Source organism: Salmonella sp. NW645 (assembly GCF_051703725.1).
Taxonomy (GTDB): Bacteria; Pseudomonadota; Gammaproteobacteria; order Enterobacterales; family Enterobacteriaceae; genus Salmonella; species Salmonella enterica.
In genome coordinates, this window is the sequence record NZ_JAMMKR010000001.1 from 282,953 (window position 1) to 289,035 (window position 6,083).

Below are 6,083 nucleotides of genomic sequence, written 5' to 3' on the forward strand. Positions count from 1 at the left end.
CCGACGCGACGGCGCGGCTCGCGCTCCGGTGAGTATTAAGAATTGTACAAACATCGCTCACTATACCCAAAATAATTCGAGTTGCTTAAAGGCGGCAAGGGAGTGAGTCCCCAGGAGCATAGATAACTATGTGACTGGGGTGAGCGAGCGTAGCCAACACATAAGCAACTTGAAGTATGAAGGGCATATACACATTCCTTCACAAATTATGCCGTTAAAATTCATCAACAATGCTTATCATCACCCGCCAATATGAAAACCTTGTACTTATTGTTACCGTTACTCATACCCGGTGCAAAGTAATAGGGTTTTCTTGTAAGGAAAGCTAATACAAGAGATTGATATCTCTGCAATGAGATCGTATTTCATCATGATAAAATGTGACCTGACTCCTAAATTTTTAGCGACAGACGATGAGTATCCCCCCTGCCAATAAGCTCTTTTTTGTGCGTCGCCTCAAGGAAAATTTAAGTTGAGATAATTAAAACGTGTGCTTAATAAAGCGTAATTTTGAATTCCTTACATTCCTGGCTATTGCACAACTGAATTTATCGCTCTATTATTAGCTCAACAAACCACCCCAATATAAGTTTGAGATTACTACAATGAGCGAAGCACTTAAAATTCTGAACAACATCCGTACTCTTCGTGCGCAGGCAAGAGAATGTACTCTGGAAACGCTTGAAGAAATGCTGGAAAAATTAGAAGTTGTCGTTAATGAGCGTCGTGAAGAAGAAAGCGCTGCTGCTGCTGAAGTGGAAGAACGCACTCGTAAACTGCAACAGTATCGTGAAATGTTAATTGCCGACGGCATTGACCCGAATGAACTGCTGAATAGCATGGCTGCCGCTAAATCCGGCACCAAAGCTAAACGCGCAGCTCGTCCGGCTAAATATAGCTATGTTGACGAAAACGGTGAAACTAAAACCTGGACTGGCCAGGGTCGTACACCGGCTGTAATCAAAAAAGCAATGGAAGAACAAGGTAAGCAACTGGAAGATTTCCTGATCAAGGAATAATTTACTTCCTGGATGCTTAAAATCCCGCCGCTGGCGGGATTTTTTTTGCCTGAGTTCTCCGCTGACAACCCCAGGCATAAAAAAAGCGCCGGATTTACCAGCGCTTCTGTTAAAAAATTTATAACGTATCGTTACTTCTTAATACCCATTTCTTCTTCAAGCCAGGCTTTAAATTCAGCACCCAGCGAATTATGACGGATGCCATATTCAACGAATGCCTGCATATATCCTAACTTATTACCACAGTCATGGCTTTTACCCTTCATGTGGTAGGCTTCAACCGTTTCTTTTTCGATCAGCATATCGATAGCATCGGTCAACTGAATTTCATCCCCGGCGCCCGGAGGGGTTTTCGCCAGCAACGCCCAGATATCCGCGCTCAACACATAACGCCCAACAATCGCAAGGTTAGACGGCGCGACATCCGCTTTTGGTTTTTCAACCACGCCAACCATCGGCACACTTTCGCCCGGCGCCAGCTCAACGCCTTTGCAATCTACCACGCCGTATGCAGTCACATCTTCTACCGGCTCAACCATAATCTGGCTATTGCCGGTTTCGTCGAAACGGCGGATCATTTCAGCCAGGTTATCCTGAGACAGGTCGGACTCATATTCGTCAAGAATAACGTCTGGCAGAATAACAGCGACAGGTTCGTTTCCGACAACGGGATGCGCGCACAATACGGCATGGCCCAGGCCTTTTGCCAGCCCTTGACGTACCTGCATAATAGTGACATGCGGAGGGCAAATAGACTGAACCTCCTCCAGAAGCTGACGCTTAACGCGTTTTTCCAGCATCGCTTCCAGCTCAAAACTGGTATCAAAGTGGTTTTCAATAGAGTTTTTAGACGAGTGCGTCACAAGCACGATTTCAGTAATGCCAGCAGCGATACATTCGTTCACGACGTACTGAATTAATGGCTTATCAACCAGCGGCAGCATCTCTTTCGGGATAGCTTTGGTCGCTGGCAGCATCCTGGTTCCCAATCCCGCGACCGGGATAACGGCTTTTTTGACTTTCGAATTAAGGGCAGCCATTTAAAATTCTCCTGGACTGTTCATGTATTGAACGTGTTCATTAATCTGTATCGTGTTCCAGTATATCAGTACCAGAACAAGCCTCAGGTCCAAAAAGGACTTATATTGGTATAATTAAGACAAATACTTATAAATCTGCCGCAGATAGTAACACTCGTCGGGAAAGGCCGGTAAAGCAATTTCCGCTCACTCTTCCGTTTGGTCATTCCGCAGACAACATCAATCGCAGACGCCCTCCTGCGCCCCATATTTGACACTGCCATGAGTCGCAACGCTGGCTTAATTGGTTAAGGTAGGCGTTACCCAATGTTCCTAGCGGCACGCCGCTGCTAATTTGAACCTGATGAGCGCCCGTATTTAAGGTGGCGTTCAATCCGGCGGAGACGAGAATCAAATTTTTGAGCTCACTGTGATAGTAGCCGACAAATAGCGGGAATTGCCCAGGTAAATTGGCTTGTCTGAGCAGATGATTTACCTGTTTTAATAGCGCGCCTAACTCCGGTAAACGGTGCTTTTGTTGGCCGAGCTGATCCTGCAATAAGCCGTTAAATAGCGCTCGCAGCAACAATGCGGCTAACACGCCGTTATCGCCCGCCCGGGTGACATCCAGGCAATAAAATGCCAGTTCGTTATCAGATAGCGGCGCAATATCCAGCACCAGTCCAGGCTGATCGGCGGAGACGAGCTGCCGGTAATTAATGCGGCAATGAGAAATCACCTGCTGTACCGGGGGCTGCAATTCCTGCAACAATTGCGCTGCGGCGGTTGGATTACTCACCATTGCATCCCAGTCACGAAACAGGCGTTCTTCTTCTTCAACCCGCGAGTTAAACATATTAGGGTATAAGCAAGCGAATACGGTTTCCCGCAAGCGGTTGAGATCTTTTACCGGCTTCAGCAAGACATCTTCAACCCCAAGGCGTAACGCTTTGGCGATATCCGCCATATTTTCTGTTGCGGAAATAACCAGAATAGGCGTCTGGTCTCCGCGATTACGTAAGTTTTCTACCAGTTTGAGACCGTTCATTCTCGGCATAGCGATATCACATATCATGAGATCAGGGGTAAAACGCCCCATCAACTCCAGGGCATCCACCCCGTCGCCTGCCAATGCCGTTGTCGCTCCCAAAGAGGAAAACCACGAATCCAGAAGCGAGCGAAATACAGGCTCGTCTTCAACAATAAGAATCTGTTTTCCGACCAATGGCTGCGTCATGTTCTCTCCCCTGACTGGCTTTAATCAATAGTGGCATGGTATTGCCGCTTGCGCCTGTCAGAATTTGCTTAAGTGATCGTAAAAGGTACATTAAACGTCGGTACGCACCAAGGGTATAAGTTCGTCCATCTTTTTCTCTACGGCTAACTGACCCGCCGCAATAGCGGCATGGGCGCGATGAAAATCCAGCGTAGAGATTTGCGGACAGAATGGTTGAATGAGAATATCAGGCGGATCGCCAGCCATACGGTTACGTTTAAGACGATTTTCCAACACCTGAATGGAGGTTGTCATGATTTCCATTGCCCCAGGCGAACTCACGCCACGGCGTGAAGTCAGGCTACTGAAACGTTCTTTTAAACGTTTATGCCAGGGCAGCGCATCATCGCTCTCTTCATTGATATTCCCGACATTTACAGAGAGCAAATCTTGCTGCATGAGGTGGGCATCATGTTGCAGATCTACCGCAATAACGATATCAGCCCCCAGCGCCCTGGTTAACGAAACAGGTACCGGATTAACGACTGCGCCATCTACCAGCCAGTAACCGTTATGTTCAACCGGAGACATCAGCCCTGGCATACTGCACGACGCGCGTACGGCAAGGTGTAGATCGCCTTCAGTAAACCATAGCTCTCGTCCCGTGCTAAGATTCGTCGCGACCGCGCCAAAACGTCTTGAACAATGGTCAAAATCCGTGACGGGCATAATATCCCGATAGTGATTAAATACGCGTTCGCCGCGAAGCAACCCTCCTCTGCCCCAGGATACATCCATCAGGCGTAAAACATCCCAGTAGCGGAATGAACATACCCACTGTTCAAGCGCCGATAATTTATTACAGGCATACGCGGCGCCGACCAGTGAACCTATTGAGCATCCCGCAACGATATCAATATCAATGCCTGTTTGCTTGAGGGCTTTGATGACCCCAATATGAGACCATCCTCTCGCTGCGCCAGATCCCAGCGCCAGCCCTATTTTCATTTTTCTCATCGTACTTAACGACTTCCCCTGGCTTCAAGACGTAGCAACATCGCCACTGCTCAGTTAACATAATGCCACCCTGGCGTTCAACGCCGTTTTTTATATTCAGGGAGATTATTGTGTCTCAGCCTTGTCCCTGTGGTAGCGCTGACGAGTATAGCCTATGTTGTGGTCGTATTGTGTCCGGAGAACGAGTAGCACCCGATCCGTCACATCTCATGCGCTCTCGTTACTGCGCTTTTGTGATGAAAGACGCAGATTACTTAATTAAGAGCTGGCATCCAACCTGCAATGCGGCCGCGTTTCGTGATGATATCATCGCCGGATTTGCCAATACCAGGTGGCTCGGCCTGACTATTTTTGAACATACCTGGTCAGACGCAGAAAATACAGGGTATGTTAGTTTTATCGCGCGCTTTTCCGAACAAGGGAAAACCGGGGCGATTATCGAACGCTCTCGTTTTATCAAAGAAAACGGTCAGTGGTATTATATTGACGGTACCCGCCCGCAGTTGGGTCGAAATGATCCCTGCCCGTGCGGTTCAGGCAAAAAATTTAAAAAGTGCTGCGGCCAGTGATGCCTGACAGTATCGATACAACAAACACTCTCAACAGGATTTTTCCGGCAATGCAATCACTACAACGTAAAGTTCTGCGTACTATTTGTCCCGATCAAAAAGGCCTTATCGCGCGGATTACCAACATTTGCTATAAGCACGAGCTTAATATTGTGCAAAACAATGAATTTGTGGACCATCGCACCGGACGCTTTTTTATGCGGACCGAGCTGGAAGGCATCTTCAATGATTCCACTCTTCTGGCCGATCTGGACAGCGCCTTACCGGAAGGCTCTGTTCGTGAACTCAATCCCGCCGGACGCCGTCGGGTTGTGATTCTGGTTACCAAAGAGGCGCATTGTCTGGGCGACCTGCTGATGAAAGCCAACTATGGCGGGCTGGATGTTGAAATCGCTGCGGTCATTGGCAACCATGAAACGTTACGCTCGCTGGTTGAACGTTTTGAGATTCCTTTCGAACTGGTCAGCCATGAGGGATTAACGCGTGAAGAGCATGACACGAAGATGGCGGACGCCATTGATGCTCATCAACCGGACTATGTGGTGCTGGCCAAGTATATGCGTGTTTTGACGCCGGGTTTTGTGGCGCGCTTTCCGAACAAAATTATCAATATCCACCACTCATTCCTGCCGGCATTTATCGGCGCGCGCCCTTATCATCAGGCCTATGAGCGCGGCGTGAAAATCATCGGCGCTACCGCGCACTATGTGAATGATAATCTGGATGAAGGCCCAATCATTATGCAAGACGTGATTCACGTCGATCACACCTACACCGCAGAAGATATGATGCGTGCCGGGCGCGACGTTGAGAAAAACGTATTAAGCCGCGCGCTGTATCAGGTTCTGGCGCAGCGGGTCTTTGTTTACGGCAATCGGACGATTATTCTTTAATCGTCAGTAATATGAATTGATTAGCTTTAATCCGTTACGGATGAAAAGTACGCAAACAGTTCATTTCAGGCAAAGGAATGCTTTACAGCGGCGTGTCATTTGATATGATGCGCCCCGCTTCCCGAAAGGAAGCAGGCCAGTATTAAGCATTACCCCGTGGTGGGGTTCCCGAGCGATCATAAGGGAGCTGACTGCAAATCTGCCGTCATCGACTTCAAGGTTCGACTCGAGCAATAGTGAGAGAACGTTGCCGCAGGCAACGGCCCGAAGGGTGAGGAGCTTTAGCTCCGAATAATCCTTCCCGCTATAGAATGCAAGCAGCATAATGAATTTACCCCATGGTGGGGTTC

The 6,083-nt window shown here is 48.3% G+C and carries 6 protein-coding genes and 1 other RNA gene; 4 read left to right on the forward strand and 3 right to left on the reverse strand.

All coding sequences use genetic code 11. From position 1 onward, the window contains the following. The first annotated feature begins 605 nt into the window (after positions 1-605). Positions 606-1,019 carry a histone-like nucleoid-structuring protein H-NS gene (gene hns, locus NA389_RS01395; RefSeq protein WP_001287383.1) on the forward strand — a complete coding sequence of 138 codons (414 nt, stop codon included), beginning with the start codon at positions 606-608 and terminating at the stop codon, positions 1,017-1,019. 131 nt (positions 1,020-1,150) lie between these two features. Here hns and galU read toward each other — a convergent pair whose 3' ends face one another. The 3 genes from galU to rssA all read right to left on the reverse strand — a co-directional run bounded on the left by galU (position 1,151) and on the right by rssA (position 4,271). After that, the gene (gene galU / locus NA389_RS01400; RefSeq protein ID WP_000729450.1) at positions 1,151-2,059 is read right to left on the reverse strand and encodes a UTP--glucose-1-phosphate uridylyltransferase GalU; all 909 of its coding nucleotides are present in this window, start codon (positions 2,057-2,059) and stop codon (positions 1,151-1,153) included. Between the two features lie 202 nt (positions 2,060-2,261). Then, on the reverse strand, positions 2,262-3,275 hold the full coding sequence (rssB, locus tag NA389_RS01405; protein ID WP_000193432.1) for a two-component system response regulator RssB: 1,014 nt from the start codon (positions 3,273-3,275) through the stop codon (positions 2,262-2,264). Between the two features lie 90 nt (positions 3,276-3,365). Further along, on the reverse strand, positions 3,366-4,271 hold the full coding sequence (gene rssA / locus NA389_RS01410) for a patatin-like phospholipase RssA (RefSeq protein ID WP_001230575.1): 906 nt from the start codon (positions 4,269-4,271) through the stop codon (positions 3,366-3,368). A gap of 110 nt (positions 4,272-4,381) precedes the next feature. On the opposite strand from rssA, the gene NA389_RS01415 reads away from it, so the two are divergent. From NA389_RS01415 to NA389_RS01425, 3 genes are all read left to right on the forward strand, one after another. Further along, the gene (locus NA389_RS01415) at positions 4,382-4,840 is read left to right on the forward strand and encodes a YchJ family protein (RefSeq protein ID WP_023257667.1); all 459 of its coding nucleotides are present in this window, start codon (positions 4,382-4,384) and stop codon (positions 4,838-4,840) included. Between the two features lie 50 nt (positions 4,841-4,890). After that, entirely contained in the window at positions 4,891-5,733 is an 843-nt protein-coding gene (purU, locus tag NA389_RS01420; RefSeq protein WP_001191156.1) for a formyltetrahydrofolate deformylase, read from the forward strand. Between the two features lie 170 nt (positions 5,734-5,903). Continuing rightward, positions 5,904-6,045: non-coding RNA, RtT sRNA (locus NA389_RS01425), on the forward strand. Positions 6,046-6,083 lie beyond the last annotated feature (38 nt).

Excerpts from the sequence above, each read along its gene's own strand:
- rssA (WP_001230575.1), bottom strand. The coding sequence starts at position 4,271 with ATGAGAAAAATGAAAATAGGGCTGGCGCTGGGATCTGGCGCAGCGAGA.
- purU (WP_001191156.1), top strand. The coding sequence starts at position 4,891 with ATGCAATCACTACAACGTAAAGTTCTGCGTACTATTTGTCCCGATCAA.
- galU (WP_000729450.1), bottom strand. The coding sequence starts at position 2,059 with ATGGCTGCCCTTAATTCGAAAGTCAAAAAAGCCGTTATCCCGGTCGCG.
- rssB (WP_000193432.1), bottom strand. The coding sequence starts at position 3,275 with ATGACGCAGCCATTGGTCGGAAAACAGATTCTTATTGTTGAAGACGAG.
- hns (WP_001287383.1), top strand. The coding sequence starts at position 606 with ATGAGCGAAGCACTTAAAATTCTGAACAACATCCGTACTCTTCGTGCG.